This window comes from Flavobacterium degerlachei (assembly GCF_900106645.1).
GTDB lineage: Bacteria > Bacteroidota > Bacteroidia > Flavobacteriales > Flavobacteriaceae > Flavobacterium > Flavobacterium degerlachei.
The window spans coordinates 38,448-56,816 of record NZ_FNMV01000005.1 but is presented as its reverse complement, the minus strand read 5'-3'; the positions used below and the strand labels follow the sequence as shown (position 1 = coordinate 56,816).

Here is an 18,369-nt window from a genome sequence, read left to right as displayed (position 1 = left end):
TATGACAAAAAAATACGCGACGAAAAAATAAATTTGATAATTATTACTGTGAAATTCAATAATAACTAAACAAATCACTATTTAGCTCCCATAATATTTCGAAATTCGGAATTCATTCCTAAACTAGCTACACTTTTATTTTCTTATTTAGTTGCAATATTATTTTTATATTTTGTAAAAAATAATACATTTGAGCACTAATAACAAAAAACCAATAAATATATGTCAATTTGGAAAACAAAACCACTTTCGATTTTACTAAATGAAGCGTCAGAAGACGAGAAAGGGCTAAAAAGAACATTATCTGCTCGATCCCTTGTTGCTCTTGGAGTTGGAGCGATAATTGGTGCTGGATTATTTTCATTAACAGGAATCGCAGCCGCAGATAATGCAGGACCTGCAGTAACTCTATCCTTCATCTTAGCAGCGGTAGGTTGTGCCTTTGCTGGATTGTGCTACGCTGAATTTGCATCTATGATTCCAGTTGCGGGTAGTGCTTATACTTACTCATACGCAACAATGGGAGAGTTTGTTGCTTGGATTATTGGATGGGATTTAGTTCTTGAATATGCTCTTGGAGCCGCAACAGTAGCAGTGAGCTGGTCTCAATACGTAGATAAATTCCTCGGCAATTATGGACTCCATATTCCCCAAGCGATACTCCATGGACCATGGGATGAGAAACCAGGATTCATTAATTTACCCGCCATATTAATTATTTTCGCCCTTTCTCTACTATTGATTAGAGGTACAAAAGAATCTGCTTTAATTAATAACATTTTGGTTATTCTAAAAGTAACTGTTGTTATTGTATTCATTGGTTTAGGATGGGGTTTTATTGATGGAGCAAATCATACTCCATTTATTCCTGTAAATGAAGGTGAAGCCCTTTTGAGTTCAGGAAAGATGTCATTTTTAAATTTCTTTAGTAGTGATTACTTTGGTCATTACGGATGGAGTGGTATTCTACGAGGTGCTGGAGTTGTGTTTTTTGCGTTCATTGGATTTGACGCTGTTTCTACAGCTGCACAAGAAGCAAAAGACCCACAAAAAGGTATGCCAATTGGTATATTAGGATCGTTAATAATTTGTACCGTTTTATATGTTCTATTTGCTTTTGTTTTGACTGGTTTAGAAAACTACCTTAACTTTAAAGGTGACGCAAGCCCCGTAACTACGGCGTTTGCTAAGACAGGTTATACATTCTTAAACTCAGCATTAACAATTGCGATTATTGCAGGATACACCTCAGTAATGTTAGTGATGTTGATGGGGCAAAGTAGGGTTTTCTACAGTATGAGTATTGATGGATTATTACCTAAGTTTTTCAGTACATTACATTCAAAAAATAGAACACCATACAAAACAAACCTACTTTTCATGGTTTTTGTTAGTGTATTTGCAGGATTTGTTCCTGTGTCAGACCTAGGTCATATGGTAAGTATAGGAACATTATTTGCATTTGCTCTTGTATGTATTGGAGTTGTTGTAATGAGAAAAACTAATCCTGATGCAGAAAGAGGTTTTAGAGTACCATTTGTACCCGTATTTCCTATTGTAGGAGTTGTCATCTGCCTAATTTTGATGGCTGGCTTACCTGTTGAAAGTTGGGAAAGACTTGCAATTTGGATGATTATTGGAGTTGCTCTTTATTTTGCATATGGCAAGAAAAACAGTAAATTAAACAATCCTCAAAAATAATTTACCCACAGAATTTAAAAAGGGACCATAAAGTAAAAATTTACTTTATGGTCCCTTTTTTTTATAGCTTTTTTTTAATTGCCCTATAAATCGAATACCGACGTTCTTTTTGCCCTAATCAAATCCTTCAAGCGAATCCAGAAGGCCAGCGTAAGATAAACGCCAAACCATAATCCAACAGTTACAAATGAGATGTAAATAAAAAACAATCGAACGCTTGTTACGCGCATACCTAATTTATCTGCCAATCGCGAAGAAACGTGGAAACCATGTTTTTCAAAGAAATATTTAAGCTTAATAATCGCTGGCAACTTTTTATTTGATTGTATCTTTTGCATATGCAAAAATACTAAATATTATATTAGCTCCTTTTATTAATTATTTTTGAGTAATTCTATTCCAATGGCGCAGTCAAGACACTTGCTTTTATTGCAATATTCATTTTTGAGCTGCAACAATGATTGCGTTTCAAAAGCATTTGTTGATTTTATTCCAAAAGCACTAAACTTCTCAATAATAGCATTCTTCTCTGGGGCGATTTCGTTTATCAATTCGATTAAATTTTCAGCAATTTCTTTTCCTTGACTTTTTGCAAATGCAAACAAAATTGGAATTATGGTATTTATCACGATCAAATCGACAAAAGGTTTTGAAAGTACTTTTTTCTTCATCGGGCTTAATTTATCAAACTGATAATGCTCTTGCCAATATTCCGATGCTCCCACTTTAAAAAGCGAATAAACGGAAGCGATAGAATTAATTGTATTTACTTTTGAAAATAGATTTTGCTCTACATAATATAAACTTGCCAACTGTGAAAGCCTAATTGTGGGAAAATTATCTGGACGATGTTTAAAAAACTGAACTGGCTCGAATACACTTTTTTCTAATTGATATTTATGTATTAAATAATCAAACCTGAATTTTAAATTCTCATAGTAATTATCCTCTTTCTCTTCATTCAACAAACCAGCACTTCCAAGCAATAATGCCTCCAAATTTTCTAACTCAAAGCTTTCCTTTCTAATGATTGAGAAAGGAATAGACTTGGCAATTTTAAAGAAAATATCCCCATTTGTATTGAGTCCAAAGTTTTTTGCCAAAAGAGTAAACAAAACGGCTTCCCAATCATTATTGGTTTGGACTAACAATTCCTCAATGGGTTTTGATTTTCGCTCCAGCCGCTCAAAAAACAAGCGTTCTTGCCAATTCTTAACTACAAAATCATCTATTGTACTAAGTTGTTTTTCGCAGAAAATCCAAGATTTTGGTGTGACCAAAAGCGTATAATTATCCAATGCAGTTTTGTGGACATAATTTTTAAGTTCTAAAACTGGAATTTCGACATTGTTTTTTCTATAAATCTCAGTGTCATGTTCCCAAACCACATGAAGAATTACGTTTTCGTAAGCCACATCCTGCTCGTGATGATGTACATACCAATCCGATGATTTAAGATGTATTTCAACATTACCAGCCCATTTCTGGTCTCCAATAGTTATCTGGGCATTAAAAAAATCAGGTCCAGCTAGTTCAAGGTATTGACCAACGTTACTAATTGTGACATCCTCATTTTTGGAAGTTTTTAAATTAAGAGTGTCAAACTTCTTATATCTCCAGAGGTAATGTAGAAAATCTTCTTTCATCGTAAAACCTTGTTATTGAATAACTAAAGTAATAAAAAAAAGCACAGCTTAATTCATTTGTAAAAAATCAGTAACTTGGATTTCTACCTATTCTGACAGCAACTACCTCAACATATACAATTGGGCACAAGCCCTAGCATCAGACAAGGCTTCATGGTGATTTAAGGCAATTTTCATCTCTCTGCAGCAGTCACTTAATTTAGTAGGCTTTAAGCCTTTGGCTTTGTAAATTTTCACGGTGCATTCCCAGCGGGCACCAATATTCAAATCATCATAGTTTAAATTATATAATGCCATGGATTTAGCCAGGACATTCCTGTCAAAACTTTCATTATGCGCCACTACAACTCTATTTTGAAGTCGTCTTTGTATTTCAGGAAACACTTGAGCAAATGACTTTGCATTAACCGTATCGCGTGGATATATACCATGCACCTGAATCGTAAAGGGAGAATAAATATTATTGGGCGGCTTGATTAAAGTAACAAACTCATCCACAATTATTCCGTTTTCGACAGTAACGATACCCACGGAGCAAGGATGAAATGCTGTTGCGGTTTCAAAATCTATTGCAGTAAATGTCATGTATATTTTAGTTTAAGTATTGTTGTCTTTATTTTTGCCATTTAAAAAGCCACGAATTTCAAGTATTTACACAAAATGAATCTGTGCTTATATTTGCAATTCGTGGCAAAAAAAAAAAAAAATATTGTTATTTTATCGAACCAATAATATCATATTTTGTGATAATATGGTGTTTGCCATTTCCTAAGTCAATCAAAACCGCAGCATTTTCCCTGTTGAATAATTTAGAAACTGCTTCAATAGTAGTTCCTAATTGCACTACAGGATAAGGTTTTCCCATGATTTCACGAATTGGTCTGTCAGCGGTGTTTGTATCGTTAACATAGCTTTGAAACAAATCAGATTCATCAAGAGAACCAACAAATCCAGTAATATCCATTACAGGAATTTGTGAAATTTTGTATTTACGCATTCTTTCAATAGCATGTGACACCAATTCCTCAGTACGAGCTACGATTAATGGTTTATCAATATGATCTTTAATAACATCTTCAGCTTTTGTGATTTCTTCTTCCAGAAAACCTCTTTCGCGCATCCAGTCATCGTTGTACATTTTCCCTACATAACGACTCCCTGAATCATGAAATAAGGCAACGACAACATCTTCTGGTTTAAAGTGTTCTTTTAGCTGCAATAAACCCTTTACTACCGCTCCGGCTGAATTTCCTGCGAAAATCCCTTCTTCAAGAGCAATTTTACGAGTATAAACCGCCGCATCTTTATCAGTTACTTTTGTAAATCCGTCAATCAAAGAAAAGTCGACGTTTTTCGGTAATATGTCTTCACCGATTCCTTCTGTAATATAAGAATAGATTTCATTTTCGTCAAAAACCCCAGTTTCATGGTATTTTTTAAATACAGAACCATAAGTATCGATACCCCAAATCTTAATATTAGGATTCTTCTCTTTCAAATATTTTGCAATTCCTGAAATAGTTCCTCCAGTACCTACTCCAACAACGAAATGAGTTATTTTACCTTCTGTTTGTTCCCAAATTTCAGGACCCGTTTGTTCGTAATGCGCCAATGCATTTGATGGATTATCATATTGATTCACATACCAAGAATTAGGTGTCTCCTCAGCTAGTCTTTTAGAAACAGAATAATAAGAACGAGGGTCTGTAGGTTCTACATCCGTAGGACATACTACCACTTTTGCCCCTACTGCACGTAAGATATCCATTTTTTCTTTGGACTGCTTGTCTGAAATAACACAAATCAGCTTATAGCCTCTTATTATCGCAACTAATGCCAATCCCATTCCTGTATTCCCAGAAGTTCCTTCTATTATTGTCCCTCCTGGCATTAATCTGCCATCAGCTTCAGCATCAGCGATCATTTTTGTCGCCATCCTGTCTTTTGCAGAGTTTCCAGGGTTAAAAGACTCTACTTTAGCCAGCACTAATGCATCTATTCCTTCGGTTACTTTGTTTAACTTCACTAAGGGCGTGTTGCCTATTGTACCTAATATATTTTCTGCGTATTGCATTTAATTATACTTTTAAAATTCTGATTTGTGATAAATATTTCTGCAAAGATAGTATTTTGTTATAAAAATAGTCCCCTTTGCCCCCTTTTGCGTTCGTGATAAAAGCGGCATCCTTTCCTTGCTTCCTTTAAGCAAGGAAAGATATAGCGGATAGCGCGATAAAACGCCCAAGGAAAATGCAACAATACTGTTCCTCTAATTAAAGAAATTCCAAATCAAACCGAAACGGATCGTGAAATCGCGGTATGGATTGTTAGGTGCCGAATAAAAATTATTTCCGGTGAAAGAGGAGTTGAAATGCTCTGCTTTAAGATAAATTCGGGTTCTTTGAATTTTAGCGTTAATGAAGAAATCAAATGTTGGGTAATTACCAATCTCTTTTTCATTTTGAACAAAAAACTCACCAATTACGGGATTGTAGTCATTAGCTAAATAACTACTAAAATAATTCAAACTAACCCCTGTTTGCAGAAACAAAGCCTTTTTGAACAAATAGTTAGTATAATAAATTGTGTTTCTGGTAACAATTTCAGGAACATTTAAAATCGCATCGCTTTGATCTGTTTTTTGATATAGAATAGTATTGTCTAAAGCAAACCTTCCAAAAGTTATTTCCTTATTCAACTTCACCGATACGTAATTTATAGTATTAGCATACTGATTTGGTGTTACAATTTGCTGACTTTCGTCAATTGCCGTGTTTTCAAAATACAAATGGTCGTTAAGCGTCATAAACTGAACCGATGCTCCTACCCATGGAGTTGAAGCCTCTGCAGTAATTGAATTAATTTTTTCGTTTTTGAAATCATTACTCCAGTTATAATCTACATAACTACTTTGATATAGATTGTAATTATCATTAGGTAACTTATTCATGTTTTGATACCCAAATGAAAACTGATAGTCCTCATTCAAATCATAATTCAATTTGGCATCTAAGTTTGATAACGACTGGTTTGTTACAGATCTTGAATACAAGAATGTACCATTGAGTTTGTTTTTATGATAATCATATTGTCCACCTACACTATTTATATTTCGGGTTAATGAAGTCGGAACCGTTTTATCGTCAAAAATTAATATTTTACCGTAGTAATAATTACTTCTAAAATCATCAGCAAAAAATTGAATTTTTCCCAGGGTAGTATTTTCATAAACCAAACCTACTTTATTATACATCTTATTGTAGTGTGTCTGGTCATTGATTCCTGAACTAACGTAAGAATCGCCAAATCTATAGACCGTGCTTGAACCTACTGTTGAAGGAACGGTTTCCTGATTGTATTCGAAAAATTTATTTTCATAATTGAATTGATGGGCAACATACAAATTGTTCTCCCCTTTTTCAGAGTTGACCCTGAAAAAATGGTCTACAAACAATCGCTTACCTTTTAGAAACGACTCGGCATCGTTAAAATACACCTCGAGTCTTTGTCTATTGTCATAATCCGGATTTTCACTTTCAAAATCAGAAATCGTGGTTATCCCACCATTTTCTTCATTTAAAATATCCTGATACGTAAAGTGTGTATTGGCAAAATAGCGTTCATTTTTTGTGTTATAGCTTGTTGTAAATCTAAAATTCCCAGTACTGCTGAGTTGATTTATATACTTCCCTTCAGAACGTAATCCCTTATATGCAATCGAAAAGTTGAGTCTTGGATTAATATTTAAAGTAAAAAAAGCATCGAGAGTTTGTCCTTTTTGCATTACTGATTTGAAGTATAACTCACTTACAGGAGTTGCTACAGAACTATATCTTATATCATTTGCTTCCAAAAAATTAAAATGTTTTGCCTTGAAACCCATTTCAGGATAAGGAGAAAACTCAGTCAAACTATATTGTAAGGTATTATAGGTTTGGCCTTCATTAGAAAAAGGCAACAATCCGAAGATGTCTTTACGCAGGTAATTAAAACTATATTCTCTCTGAATGGTAAGTGAGGTGTCGAGATAGGTAGTGTCGCGTTCTATCGAAATAAAACGATACATGTCCATCGTGGCAACTTTTTGATCCTTAGGATTTTTTAATGTATCCGATTCTCTCATGGGTTTAGGCTTAATTGAATCGTCACCTAGTTTTGTTTGGGAAAACAGTATTGTTGGTAATATTAAAAAATATAAAAAAAAGAGTATTCTCATTTGAACGGAGGTATAATTAGGCTATTATTTTCACAGTAGTAATACGAGCAAAGGTAAATGATAAAAACATATAAAAAAACACCTTAACCTATTGCTTTGTCTTAGCAAATACTGCTATCGTGCCTTATTGTGAAAAAAAAATATAATATTTGCCGTCTATAAAACCTTTTGATATGCTTCAACATAATTTTTCAGGAATTATACTGGAAACCGGAACCGATGAAGCGGGTCGCGGATGTCTGGCAGGACCAGTAACTGCAGCTGCCGTAACACTTCCAGTTTTTCGTTCTCCAAAAGGCAAAAATAAAAACGAATTAGTCTACAGCTTTTATGAATTGATCAACGATTCTAAGCAACTCACTGAAAAGAACAGAGAAAAACTCAAACCTATTATTGAAGAAATCGCCATCAGCTTTGCAGTAACACATCTAGAGCCCTTGGTAATAGACGAAATCAACATTCTTAATGCCTCTATAAAAGCGATGCAGGAATGCGTCTTACAACTTGAACCCCAGCCTGAGTATATTATTGTCGACGGAAATGCTCCATTTATTCACAAAAACGGACTCAAAAATAAAGGCGGGAAAATTTATACCGCTGCCGAAATTGAAATTCTTACCTCTATCCCTAGTACAAGTATTGTAAAAGGAGATGCAAAATTCATGAGTATAGCAGCGGCCTCTGTTTTAGCGAAAACCTATCGTGATGAATACATGAATCGCATTCATGAGGAATACCCAATGTACAATTGGAAAAAAAATAAAGGCTATCCTACCAAAGAACACCGGGAAGCCATAAGAAAATATGGGGTTACAAAATACCACCGAATGAGTTTTCGACTATTACCCGAACAAATGAAGTTGGATTTATGATTCTTGATTTAATACCCTAGATGCAAAAATTCTAGTTAGATTTTTCGAAATTAGCTTCAAAAAGATTGGAAAAATGTTTCAGGATTTTTTCTTTCACTTCTTCCTCGTTCACTTTTTCAACTCCTAGTTCAACATTTAATGTAGTTACCGCTTTCCCGCGAATACCACAAGGAATAATATTGTCAAAATAACCTAAATCAGCATTTACATTTAGAGCAAATCCATGCATCGTTACCCAGCGAGAAGCACGAACACCCATAGCACAAATTTTACGTGCAAATGGAGTACCTACACCTAGCCAAACGCCAGTTTCACCCTCGCTACGCCCGCATTCCAAGCCGTACTCTTGTAATGTAAGTATAATGGATTCTTCAAGAAAACGTAAATATTTATGTATATCTGTAAAGAAATTTTCTAAGTCTAAAATTGGATAACCCACAATTTGACCCGGTCCATGATACGTAATATCACCGCCACGATTAATTTTGTAGAAAGTCGCTCCTTTGTCTTCTAGCTGCTTTTCTGATAAAAGCAAATTAGTTAAATCACCACTTTTACCTAAAGTGTACACATGCGGATGTTCTACAAAAAGAAAGTAATTTGGAGTTTCAAGATTAAGTTCTTCTCTCCTATTCCTGATTTTTAAGTCAACAATTCCTTTAAAAAGTTCTTCTTGGTATTCCCAAGTTTCTTTGTAGTCTTTATTTCCTAAATCTTGAAGTTGGATTGTTTTGTTCATTTCTTTTTAAAGGTGCAAAGGTTTTGAATTGCAAAGGTACAAAGTTTTAGATGGAAGTAGCAAAGGTTCGAATCATACTAAAAACTGCTATTCTAAAACCACCTCAAGATTGCTGGTTGTTGGATTTTGTAAAAAATCAAATATTGAAAATTGGAGTTCTAATGATTTTTTATCTTCACTTATTGCAGCATTACTATTTGAAACCGATTTTATATTCCTAGGAAAATGGTATTTCAGAGTATAGGTTTGTACCAAATTAAACTTCAGAAGTCGCTTTTTATATTCTTCCATTTTATCCTTTTCTTTTTGGAAGATATCCTCATCTGTAATAGTAACAATCGTATTAAAATGATTTCCATTAAAGCTGTATCGTATGTTGTAATAATGTTCCTCAGCAGTTAAGGCATAATTATATTTAATATCATCAGCGTAGTTTTCTGTTTTAGAAAGATCTGCTATGTCTTCTACCTTTTGAAATGCTTGTGTAATTGTAGTTCTAAACTCTTTGTCAAAAGCACTTTTCTTGATGTGTACTTTTACATTTTTAAAGGTATTAAACAGCTCTTGTTCCTTTACAGTATATTTAATAAAATTAGCATTGAACTTATCGATGTATTCCTGAAAAACATAAGTGGTGTCTTTATAAACGGTTTCTTTAGCATATTCTTCACCTGCAATTTGCATATAGCTATTTTCGTTCCGATGACTATCAAATTCAATAGTCCCACTATTATCAGGGTTGATGTGTAGCGTTTCAGTAACTTCACAACTTGTTAAAAGCACTAGTAGCAGCAACAAAAAAGCGTATTTCATTTTTATTTCAATTTTTATCACGCTAAATATACTTTAGTTTTATTTTGAAAAACAAGTATTTAACAAAATATTCTTACAATTTCTATTCGCTGTAAAATAGCCCCGGTAGCAGCGGTATCCCGAACCCTTTTGGGTGAGGATATAGCGAATAACGGGACAGATCGTCTTTATAACACTACTGTTTCTGCTCCTAAAATTACACAGTAAATTAATCCTACATTCCAACTTTTTCACTTTGCTACTTTAACACATAAAGACTATCTTTGCGCTCTTAAAATCAGAATAAAATGGCATTATCAGAACAAGAAATTATCCGTAGAGAAAAACTACAAAGCTTACGCAATTTGGGAATAAACCCTTATCCAGCGAACCTTTTCCCAGTAAATCATACTTCAAAGCAAATAAAGGAAAGCTTTGAAGAAGGTAAGAAGGTGATTGTTGCTGGGCGTTTGATGAGTGTAAGAGATCAAGGAAAAGCTTGTTTTGCTGAATTGCAAGATAGCGAAGGACGCATACAATTATATGTGAACCGCGATGTCTTGTGTGAAGGCGATGATAAAACATTATACAATCAGGTATTTAAGAAATTAACCGACTTAGGTGATTTCATTGGAATCGAAGGAGAATTGTTTACTACTAAAGTAGGCGCACAATGTATTCGTGTTGATGGCTTTACTTTCTTGAGTAAGACTTTACGTCCGTTGCCTTTACCAAAGGTTGATGAAGACGGAAAAGTACACGATGCTTTCAATGACGCTGAACTGCGTTACAGAATGCGTTATGTAGATTTAACTGTGAATCAAAATGTAAAAGAAACGTTTATCAAAAGAACAAAATTGTTCAATGCTATGCGTGGTTTCTTTAACGATGCAGGATACCTTGAGGTTGAAACTCCAGTTTTACAATCAATACCTGGTGGTGCAGCAGCGCGTCCGTTTATCACACACCATAACTCACTTGATATGCCATTGTATATGCGTATTGCAAATGAGTTGTACTTAAAAAGATTAATAGTAGGTGGATTTGATGGAGTCTATGAGTTTTCTAAAAACTTCCGTAACGAAGGAATGGACAGAACTCATAACCCAGAATTTACAGCTATGGAAATATATGTAGCCTACAAAGACTACAACTGGATGATGGAGTTTACTGAAAACTTGCTTGAACATTGCGCTGTAAGTGTAAATGGTACAGGTGAAGCTACTTTTGGTGAACATAAAATCAATTTCAAAGCACCTTATGCTCGCGTTACTATGACTGATTCTATCAAACATTTTACTGGTTTTGATATTTCTGGTAAAACAGAGACAGAGCTTTTTGAAGCGGCTAAAGGAATGGGAATAGAAGTTGATGCTACCATGGGTAAAGGAAAATTGATTGATGAAATTTTTGGAGCAAAATGCGAAGGAAACTATATTCAACCAACATTTATTACAGATTACCCTAAGGAAATGTCACCTCTTTGTAAAGAACACCGCGACAATCCTGAATTGACAGAGCGTTTTGAATTAATGGTTTGTGGTAAAGAAGTAGCGAATGCCTACTCTGAATTAAATGACCCAATTGATCAAAGAGCTCGTTTTGAAGACCAAATGCGTCTAGCTGAAAAAGGGGACGATGAAGCAACTGGAATTATTGATGAAGATTTCTTAAGAGCACTTGAGTACGGAATGCCACCTACATCTGGATTAGGAATAGGAATGGACCGTTTGATGATGTTCTTAACAAATAATGCTTCTATTCAAGAAGTATTGTTCTTCCCGCAAATGCGTCCGGAGAAAAAACAAGTTACCGTTGAACTTGAAGCTGACGAAAAAACAATCGTTGCTATTTTACAAGCAAATGACAACCAAATGGAATTTGGTTTACTAAAAATAAAATCAGAATTGAGCGGTAAAAAATGGGACAAAGCCATGAAAAATCTTTCTGCTTTAGGAATGACTGAAGTGGTTGTTGAAGGTGATGTGAAATCTTGTCGCTTGAAAGAGTAAAACTCAAAAATTATATTTATAAAAAAAGGAACTTCAAATGAAGTTCCTTTTTTTATAAATAACCATTACAATCAAACAAGTAGTGCTGACTGGTTTTCAATACTATTTTTTTGTATTAATTCTTGAATATTATTTAATGTAACCAAAGCTATTTGAGTTAAAGCTTCCTCTGTAAAAAATGCCTGGTGAGCCGTAACCAAAACATTAGGAAAACTCATCAATCGCTGAATTACATCATCTTTAATTATATCGGCAGATAAATCTTTAAAAAATAGTTTCTCTTCCTGTTCATATACATCAATTCCCAAATACCCTACTTTTTCTTCTTTCAATGCATCTATAACACTCGAAGTTTCAATTAATCCACCTCGGCTAGTGTTAATAATCATTACATTTTTTTTCATTACTGAAAGCGACTGAGCATCTATAATATGTTTAGTATTTTCGTTTAATGGACAATGTAAAGAGATAATATCCGATTCTTTAAAGAGGGTATCCAAATCGCTATACACAACCCCTAACTGTTCTAGTTGAGCATCTACTGCTACATCAAAAGCAAGCACTCTACACCCAAAACCGATTGCAATTTTTACAAAAGCTTTCCCAATATTCCCTGTACCAACGACACCTATAGTTTTTCCAAACAAGTCAAAACCTAGGAGCCCGTTTAACGAAAAATTTTGCTCGCGAACTCTATTATAAGCCTTATGGGTTTTTCTATTTAGAGTCAAAATCATAGCCATAGCATGTTCTGCAACTGCCTGAGGAGAATAGGCCGGAACTCGGCAAACGCGAATATTATGTTTTTTGGCGGCTTCCAAGTCCACATTATTAAAACCCGCACATCGTAAAGCAATAATTTCGACCTTTTTAGCTGCCAATTCTGCAATTACTGCATCATCAACGCAATCATTTACAAAGACGCAAACAATCGAAGAATTACTTATCAATTGAACGGTCTTTAGATTAAGTTGCGTATCAAAAAACTCCAATTGAAAACCAAAATCTGCATTGTACTTTTCAAAAAAAATCTTGTCGTAGGGTTGCGTTGAAAAAAAAGAAATCTTATAAGTTGCACTAGGTTTTTCCATATTTATAAAAAAATTGATATGATTAACGGCCGTAAAGATAGTCTTCAGCAGCTTGTTTTTATAAAAGTTTATCCCCTTAGAATATTAACTGAAATTTATAAAAAAAGGAACTCCAATTGAAGTTCCTTTTTTCATGTTAATATTGATTATGAATCTTATTTCAATTTATTGAAAGTGTCAGTATAATCTCCTTTGATGGTTACACCACTATTTTTAGTTACTTTACCGTAAATAGTAATACTAGATCCAGAGCCTACAAACTCTATTGTAGCACCACTATTAAGTATTAAATTACCATAGAGTACAACGCTTCCTTCTACTTTAAAAGTACCGTTTACATTAAAATTAAAGTTACTACTATTACTATTGTAATTTCCTTGCGCCATAGAACCTTTCATAGTAAAAACACCGCCGCTATTAATATTAACACCTTGTTTTATTGATAGTGATCCACAAAACGTTAAGTTTTGATTGACATTAATTCCTTGTATTGAAGCAGAACCTTGATAGTTCAATGTTTCTCCAGAATTAACATTAAGCCATTGTCCTCCATTATATGTTGGATAAGTAGAACAATCTATTGTAGGTACCGTTACTTTTTTAACAATTTTTAAACCACCAGAACCAGTTGCTACAAAAATATAATCACCTACACTTTTCACATAATTTGCAGAACCTCCCAAGGAGATACTACCTAAAGACACTAAGTTTAAAGCTTGTTTTTGATAAACAGCAATTCCAGCAGCACCATTAGCAGCATAGGCATAATCACCATTAACAGAAACACCATTTGTCACAACATCAAGTGGATTAGCATCTGCAATATTTGTTGGCAATGATAAAGTCTGTAAAAGACTTCCTGTAGCGCTATAAACCAATAAACCCCTGTATCCTTGTGCTACTAATATATTGTCGCCTTGAAAATCAATAGTTCTTTTAGCATCAACCACATCAGTGCTTGTTGCGAAAGAAGAAACTAAACTCATAGAGTCAGCATTGTACACTTTTACCCCTTCGGTTCCACTAAGCACAACTACTTTATTGTTGATATACCCTAAAGCTCTTAAATCAGCTATAGGAATAGTCACTTTAATCGAATTGGTTACTTTATCAATTTTCGCTAAAACTCCATTATTACCCGATACAGAAAAATAATCGTTAGTACCTACCGCTACTCCAGTTCCTACATAGCTTAACAAAGGAATGTTAGAATAATCGGTAGTTAAAAGTCCGTTTTGCAATGGCATTTTTGCAACAAAAGCGGGAGTAGTTAAATTTGCATTAGCATCAACACTTGTTGCACCAGAAAAATACAAATTACCATTATCGTAAATTACAGTACTAATATCAGTATTAGGTAAAATCGCTTGAACTACAAGTTTAGGATTATTAGGCTCAGATATATCGATAACATCAAGTCCGCCTAAATAGGTTTCTCCTGCAGTATTGTAGGAAACGTAAACATATTTATCCTTTACATCAACATGAGTTGCGGTAAGTGTTTTTCCTTCATAAATAGGAGGATTAACTTCAGCTACTAAAGACATAGGAAAGGTATCTGTTTCAGAAGTTGCAGCATTTTTAGAAGTCAAATTAGATCCTACTAAATTAATTACTCCAGAGCTAGAGTGATCCATTCTTGCGCTTAGCGCATTTGCATCTGAATTTAATATTACTTTTTCATCTTTACCAGAAAGATCATCGTTTGATTGGCACGATTGAACAAGAGCCATTGCTAGTAAGCCTAGTGCTAGGATTTTAATTTTCATTGTTTTCGATAGATTTAAAGGGTGGCAAAACTACAATTTAAAAAAATGTCAAACAAATGAAGCATGAGTTTTGATTCGCAAATTATTTGTGCATAATCGCTAATTAAAATGAATATTTATTCCTATTGCAATTCACTAATTTAGTCTAATCCTCTCTTTCATTTGCCTTTTGTCTGTACCACAAAAAAAATCGTAAAATGCAGTATAACAAGCCAAAACAACAGAGGTCTCACTTCCTAATGCTCCCCATAAACTAAACATTTCCTAAAACAAAAAACTCAGTCAATTTTAAAATTTTCAAAAAAAATATTCTTTAAGCTGTAATAATTCAGAACTTTAGCCACTAATTAAGAAAAAACAATAGTGAGTAGCGATTTTTACACCACATTCATTTTACCCTATTCAGGAATCATCATCAAGATTTGCAGGGCGTATACCAATACCCAAGAGGATTTTGAGGATTATTATCAAGAGGTCTGTTTACAGATCTGGCGAAGCCACGAAAGTTTTCAAGAAAAGTCGGAGTGGTCGACCTGGGTGTATAGGATATCATTAAATGTGTGCTTGACTTTACTAAAGAAAAAAAAGAAACATCATTTTGTTTCTAATTCTTTGCCTGACGAGGCAATCGAGGACAGCCGTTCTTTTGTAGATGAATCTCTTAACCAACTCTATCAGGCAATCAGACAATTATCTGAAGTAGACAGGGCGGTTATTATGCTTTATCTGGAAGAAAAGTCATATCAGGAAATCGCAGAAATTATTGGAACAAACCCAAACAACATTGGGGTCCGTATTAAAAGAATTAAAGAACGATTAAAAAAATTATTAGATGGAAAAGTCAATTGAAACAATATGGAAAGAAGGTTTTTTAAAAAACGATGCTCTATTAGCACCAAAACTGAACAATCTCTACAGTCAAAAATCGATAGATATAGTAGATAAATTTAGAAGAATGTATAAAATAAATCGAATTGCAATCGTTGCGTTTGCATTTATTATTTTACCAATTTCATTTCTTGTTAAAATACCTTATATGGGAATTGGAATGTTCGTTTTATTTTTTGTTATAGTCACTATTGCACAAAAATTCAGTAAGCGTTTAGATACATTGGACAAAACCCAAAACAGCTACCAATACTTGCTTTCGTTTGACAATTGGGTTAAAGAAATGACGGCAACAAATACTTCGCTGTCTCGGTTTTTATATCCATACGTTTTCATAATCATGGTTGCAGGATTTTGGTTTGGTAGTATTGGCGGGGATATTCCTGGAAATAAATTTGTAAACTTCATTTTACTACAATTCCCAGACACCTATTTAGTTTTTGGTTTTCCATTAATTTTAATCCTAGGGGGGGTTACTATTATCAGTTTATTAGCCTACTTTGGAGCACAAATAGGAGATTTCGACCTGAAGCTTGGTTATGGTAGAATATTAAAAAAACTAGATGGAATTCTTGCCGACATGAATGAATTAAAAGCCTAACTAAAGCTCATTTTTGTCAGAGTACAAACTTCTTTTGTATATTATTTTTTCGTGACAACACATAAAAAAGCGGCTTGAAATTTCAAGCCGCTTTCTTAATTTATGCTACTTTCAATTCTGGAATTTTAATGTTTGATAGCTCCTCTTTATAGAAACTTAGCAGGTACTGAATTTTCTCATTTTCGGAAGAAATACTTGATAAAAATAAGCTTTGATAATAGCCAATTCCTTCTCCTAAATTCTTTTTGAATGAATTCCATTTTTTAATTTGACCAGCTGTTATCTCCGCAGAAACGGTTGCGATTTCATTATTTAAATAATCCAGATACATTTTCAATTCTTTGACAAACATATTTGGGCGATTCGTTTCAGTCAAAACGGAATCATTTCCATAAATATGTTGTACCATTTTTGAAAGTGACACTTCCTGATCGAAATAAGCCATATTTGGTCCTGGACAAATAACCACGCCTTGCGCCTGTCCTTTAATTTTAATATCATTTTCTAAATAGGATGCATTCGCCAATCCAACACAAAGGCAAGACTTTTCAGTGATTTTATTTTTCGCGTTCTCGAAAGTTTCAGCAGAAAAAACATCCTTTTTAGCTTCTAATTCCTCCAGTTTTACATCTTGGTATTTTTTAGAAGCCGTGCAAATCCCTTTAGCGCCAAATTCTTTACTTAGTGCCAAAAACTTTTTGGGACAAGAACTTCCTGCATTGCTTTCATGAATCCGTTTTTGCTTGAGCATTTCATTTGTTGTTCCTCTCAAAGTATTAAAAGGAATTCCCAATGGCGAAATATGACTCAAATATAAATCTTCTTCTTTGGCTTTCGCCAATAATGTACGGGTGTCTTCATCAACAGAAGTTGCTTCCGGAACCAATAAAAATGGTGAACCCCAGCCCACAGAATCTACCTTATAATGGCTCAATAGAAAATCATGCTCTTCAGCAGTTCCTACACCACCCTGAACAGTAATTTTTAATTCTAATGCTTGCTCAGGAACATGCTTTCCTTTAATGGTTAAAGCTTTCACCATCAATTCATGTGCAGACTGAATCAGTTGTTCTTTTTTCTCTTTGAACTCTTCTAAAATTGGGCCCAATAAATACCCTTCAGTAGCAAAAGCATGACCACCACAATTCAGTCCAGATTCAATTCTATATTCAGAAACCCAAAGGCCTTTTTTCGCCAAGAAATTCCCTTGAATCATCGCTGATCTGAAATCACTAACTTTAAGGATGACTTTCTTATTCAAATGATTGTTTACATCTGGAAAAAAGACATCAAAATTTTCAAAATAACTGTATAATCTTGGATTCATTCCTGCCGAAAGTACCACCGAAGAAGACAGTGTACTATTAGCAAAACCACGAAGTGAAGCATGAGCATCATTAAACTCAGTGGCTAATTGCTCGTCTTTGATAAAATTATCTTTGTCAACCTTTGTCATGATATTCACATCGATTTCTCCAGCTGCCAAATTAGTGTCAAGATAATTCATAATGGCTTCCTTGCCATCTTCCATCAAATTTTGTAGTCCAATTTTGATTTCGGATTTATTGGGCAACATGGCAATATAATTCTCCAATGCCTGTTTGCTTTCAGTCAGCTCGTTTTTGAAATTATCGAATTTATCTTTTACGATTTTGTCGACTAAATTCAAATAAGAAGTGATACGCTCTGCGCGGTAATCGTGAATTTTTTGAGTAATTTCCTGATAAGGAACGTCGAATTTAGCACTATAAAAAGCACTCATTTTTTCAATAAGATCATCATCAATGATTGAAATCACAGATGAAATACCATACTTCGCTACTCGAATAGGACTGTCAATAGTATATGCCAATCCCATTACCGGAATGTGAAATGTATGTAACGGTTTAGTTGTTGTCATGGAAATATTTTTTAAATATTAATCCACAAATATTAGTATTTTAAGGCAGTAAAAAGCTGATATATATCATATCACACTTATTCTTAAAAAAATAAACCCGAGGCCTTTTATAAAAGCATCGGGTTTAATACATAAAAAAAGG

The 18,369-nt window shown here is 34.1% G+C and carries 15 protein-coding genes; 5 read left to right on the top strand and 10 right to left on the bottom strand.

All coding sequences use genetic code 11. The features are described from left to right. The first annotated feature begins 222 nt into the window (after window positions 1-222). Window positions 223-1,701: an amino acid permease gene (locus BLV91_RS06380; RefSeq protein ID WP_091430915.1), complete on the top strand. Its 1,479-nt coding sequence runs from the start codon at window positions 223-225 to the stop codon at window positions 1,699-1,701. Between the two features lie 83 nt (window positions 1,702-1,784). Here the strand turns inward: BLV91_RS06380 and BLV91_RS06375 are convergent, their stop codons facing one another. The 5 genes from BLV91_RS06375 to BLV91_RS06355 all read right to left on the bottom strand — a co-directional run bounded on the left by BLV91_RS06375 (window position 1,785) and on the right by BLV91_RS06355 (window position 7,563). After that, the gene (locus BLV91_RS06375; RefSeq protein WP_394331835.1) at window positions 1,785-2,039 is read right to left on the bottom strand and encodes a PspC domain-containing protein; all 255 of its coding nucleotides are present in this window, start codon (window positions 2,037-2,039) and stop codon (window positions 1,785-1,787) included. Between the two features lie 36 nt (window positions 2,040-2,075). After that, complete coding sequence (locus tag BLV91_RS06370) at window positions 2,076-3,347, bottom strand: DUF2851 family protein (protein ID WP_091430912.1); 1,272 nt, start codon at window positions 3,345-3,347, stop codon at window positions 2,076-2,078. 102 nt (window positions 3,348-3,449) lie between these two features. Beyond that, on the bottom strand, window positions 3,450-3,932 hold the full coding sequence (locus BLV91_RS06365; RefSeq protein WP_091430909.1) for a 3'-5' exonuclease: 483 nt from the start codon (window positions 3,930-3,932) through the stop codon (window positions 3,450-3,452). 127 nt (window positions 3,933-4,059) lie between these two features. Beyond that, window positions 4,060-5,421, bottom strand: a complete 1,362-nt coding sequence (locus BLV91_RS06360) for a pyridoxal-phosphate dependent enzyme (protein ID WP_091430907.1) — start codon at window positions 5,419-5,421, stop codon at window positions 4,060-4,062. 195 nt (window positions 5,422-5,616) lie between these two features. Then, window positions 5,617-7,563: a putative porin gene (locus BLV91_RS06355; RefSeq protein WP_175513964.1), complete on the bottom strand. Its 1,947-nt coding sequence runs from the start codon at window positions 7,561-7,563 to the stop codon at window positions 5,617-5,619. Between the two features lie 173 nt (window positions 7,564-7,736). On the opposite strand from BLV91_RS06355, the gene BLV91_RS06350 reads away from it, so the two are divergent. Further along, window positions 7,737-8,435 carry a ribonuclease HII gene (locus tag BLV91_RS06350; RefSeq protein WP_091430903.1) on the top strand — a complete coding sequence of 233 codons (699 nt, stop codon included), beginning with the start codon at window positions 7,737-7,739 and terminating at the stop codon, window positions 8,433-8,435. A gap of 31 nt (window positions 8,436-8,466) precedes the next feature. Here BLV91_RS06350 and lipB read toward each other — a convergent pair whose 3' ends face one another. Next, window positions 8,467-9,174 (bottom strand): lipoyl(octanoyl) transferase LipB, encoded by a 708-nt coding sequence (gene lipB, locus BLV91_RS06345; protein WP_091430901.1) that lies wholly within the window; start codon window positions 9,172-9,174, stop codon window positions 8,467-8,469. An 87-nt stretch (window positions 9,175-9,261) separates the two neighbouring features. Beyond that, the gene (locus BLV91_RS06340; protein ID WP_091431221.1) at window positions 9,262-9,987 is read right to left on the bottom strand and encodes a hypothetical protein; all 726 of its coding nucleotides are present in this window, start codon (window positions 9,985-9,987) and stop codon (window positions 9,262-9,264) included. A gap of 287 nt (window positions 9,988-10,274) precedes the next feature. Here BLV91_RS06340 and lysS point away from each other — a divergent pair, with 287 nt between their 5' ends. Further along, window positions 10,275-11,978: a lysine--tRNA ligase gene (gene lysS, locus BLV91_RS06335; protein WP_091430899.1), complete on the top strand. Its 1,704-nt coding sequence runs from the start codon at window positions 10,275-10,277 to the stop codon at window positions 11,976-11,978. Window positions 11,979-12,049: 71 nt separating this feature from the next. Here lysS and BLV91_RS06330 read toward each other — a convergent pair whose 3' ends face one another. Then, a complete protein-coding gene (locus tag BLV91_RS06330) occupies window positions 12,050-13,069 on the bottom strand; it encodes a 2-hydroxyacid dehydrogenase (RefSeq protein WP_091430897.1) in 1,020 nt (339 codons plus the stop codon). Between the two features lie 155 nt (window positions 13,070-13,224). Continuing rightward, window positions 13,225-14,838, bottom strand: a complete 1,614-nt coding sequence (locus BLV91_RS06325) for an LVIVD repeat-containing protein (RefSeq protein ID WP_091430893.1) — start codon at window positions 14,836-14,838, stop codon at window positions 13,225-13,227. A gap of 363 nt (window positions 14,839-15,201) precedes the next feature. On the opposite strand from BLV91_RS06325, the gene BLV91_RS06320 reads away from it, so the two are divergent. Together BLV91_RS06320 and BLV91_RS06315 are read left to right on the top strand one after the other, a co-directional pair. Continuing rightward, entirely contained in the window at window positions 15,202-15,687 is a 486-nt protein-coding gene (locus BLV91_RS06320) for an RNA polymerase sigma factor (RefSeq protein ID WP_091430891.1), read from the top strand. Beyond that, on the top strand, window positions 15,671-16,327 hold the full coding sequence (locus tag BLV91_RS06315; RefSeq protein ID WP_091430888.1) for a hypothetical protein: 657 nt from the start codon (window positions 15,671-15,673) through the stop codon (window positions 16,325-16,327). The genes BLV91_RS06320 and BLV91_RS06315 overlap by 17 nt, the downstream gene beginning before the upstream one ends. Window positions 16,328-16,427: 100 nt before the next feature. Here BLV91_RS06315 and BLV91_RS06310 read toward each other — a convergent pair whose 3' ends face one another. Beyond that, complete coding sequence (locus BLV91_RS06310) at window positions 16,428-18,227, bottom strand: hypothetical protein (RefSeq protein ID WP_091430886.1); 1,800 nt, start codon at window positions 18,225-18,227, stop codon at window positions 16,428-16,430. Window positions 18,228-18,369 lie beyond the last annotated feature (142 nt).

What these genes read in the sequence shown, in the direction of transcription:
- BLV91_RS06380 (WP_091430915.1), top strand. Translation starts at nt 223, where the DNA reads ATGTCAATTTGGAAAACAAAACCACTTTCGATTTTACTAAATGAAGCG.
- BLV91_RS06375 (WP_394331835.1), bottom strand. Translation starts at nt 2,039, where the DNA reads ATGCAAAAGATACAATCAAATAAAAAGTTGCCAGCGATTATTAAGCTT.
- BLV91_RS06370 (WP_091430912.1), bottom strand. Translation starts at nt 3,347, where the DNA reads ATGAAAGAAGATTTTCTACATTACCTCTGGAGATATAAGAAGTTTGAC.
- BLV91_RS06365 (WP_091430909.1), bottom strand. Translation starts at nt 3,932, where the DNA reads ATGACATTTACTGCAATAGATTTTGAAACCGCAACAGCATTTCATCCT.
- BLV91_RS06360 (WP_091430907.1), bottom strand. Translation starts at nt 5,421, where the DNA reads ATGCAATACGCAGAAAATATATTAGGTACAATAGGCAACACGCCCTTA.
- BLV91_RS06355 (WP_175513964.1), bottom strand. Translation starts at nt 7,563, where the DNA reads ATGAGAATACTCTTTTTTTTATATTTTTTAATATTACCAACAATACTG.
- BLV91_RS06350 (WP_091430903.1), top strand. Translation starts at nt 7,737, where the DNA reads ATGCTTCAACATAATTTTTCAGGAATTATACTGGAAACCGGAACCGAT.
- lipB (WP_091430901.1), bottom strand. Translation starts at nt 9,174, where the DNA reads ATGAACAAAACAATCCAACTTCAAGATTTAGGAAATAAAGACTACAAA.
- BLV91_RS06340 (WP_091431221.1), bottom strand. Translation starts at nt 9,987, where the DNA reads ATGAAATACGCTTTTTTGTTGCTGCTACTAGTGCTTTTAACAAGTTGT.
- lysS (WP_091430899.1), top strand. Translation starts at nt 10,275, where the DNA reads ATGGCATTATCAGAACAAGAAATTATCCGTAGAGAAAAACTACAAAGC.
- BLV91_RS06330 (WP_091430897.1), bottom strand. Translation starts at nt 13,069, where the DNA reads ATGGAAAAACCTAGTGCAACTTATAAGATTTCTTTTTTTTCAACGCAA.
- BLV91_RS06325 (WP_091430893.1), bottom strand. Translation starts at nt 14,838, where the DNA reads ATGAAAATTAAAATCCTAGCACTAGGCTTACTAGCAATGGCTCTTGTT.
- BLV91_RS06315 (WP_091430888.1), top strand. Translation starts at nt 15,671, where the DNA reads ATGGAAAAGTCAATTGAAACAATATGGAAAGAAGGTTTTTTAAAAAAC.
- BLV91_RS06310 (WP_091430886.1), bottom strand. Translation starts at nt 18,227, where the DNA reads ATGACAACAACTAAACCGTTACATACATTTCACATTCCGGTAATGGGA.